This is a genomic window from Oleiphilus sp. HI0128, assembly GCF_001635365.1.
The window spans coordinates 1-1074 of record NZ_LWGG01000025.1; the positions used below are offsets into that span (position 1 = coordinate 1).

General features: G+C 47.6%; 1 pseudogene. It reads right to left on the reverse strand.

Annotation, left to right across the window (positions count from 1 at the left end):
• A pseudogene (locus A3763_RS00470) lies at positions 1-1074 on the reverse strand (phosphoribosylformylglycinamidine synthase subunit PurQ); the annotation flags it as partial.

Genomic DNA, 1074 nt, shown 5'->3' on the forward strand with positions numbered 1-1074 from the left:
ACTGCTCAGAACGGTTGCGCACAAAATGAGGCCAATGCTCTGAACCAGGAATCAGCTCACGAAGATTAGACATCATCTGACAGCCATTACAAACGCCAAGCGCTCAAGTATCTTGCCGCTCAAAGAAGGCGGAGAATTGATCTCTCACGCTGCTATTAAACAAGAGCGATATGGCCCAACCATCACCAGCGCCCAAAACATCGCCGTAAGAGAAGCCGCCGCAAGCGACTAACGCATTATAATCACTTAAGGCTGTTCTGCCAGCCAAGAGATCACTCATATGAACATCAACGGCTGAGAAGCCTGCCTTGGTGAAGGCAGCTGCCATCTCTATCTGTCCATTAACGCCCTGCTCACGCAGTACCGCAACCTTTGGCTTGGCACCAGTATTGATATAAGGCGCAACGATATCTTCGTTCGGATCGAAGCTTAGTTTAGCGTTCAAGCCAGGGTCTTTTTCATCCAGTAATGTATCGTATTCTTCTTGAGCACACTCGGCATTATCACGTGCCGATTGCATTCGATAGCTCGTTTCTGCCCAAATTCTCTGATAGTAAGCTCTAGATTCCTCAATAACTGACTGACCATCAAAAGCAAAACGAATCTTATCGTCTTCGTTGGTCTGGCCAATTACTAGCGTATGCTCACCTAAGCCCGCAGCAGTGAATTGCTGAAGAACCTCTTCAGTATCACCTTGCTTAACCTGGATGACTGCACCTAGCTCTTCATTATAAAGTTCTCGCGCGAAGTGGCTGGAGTCTTCAGCCAACAAGTCCAGCTTAACGTCAACACCTACACGCCCAGCGAATGACATTTCCGCCAGGGTTGTAAATAAGCCGCCATCAGAACGATCGTGATAAGCCAGCAATTTGCCATCTTGATTCAAACCCTGAATCACAGCAAAGAAAGCTTTTAAATCTTCCGGGTCGTCGACATCTGGCGTGACGGCACCCATTTGCTTATAAACCTGTGCCAGAGCCGATCCACCCAATCGGTTTTGACCATTCGCCAAATCAATCAATATTAGATCAGTATCACCCTGATCACTTGCCAGCTCAGGTGTCAGTGTTTTTC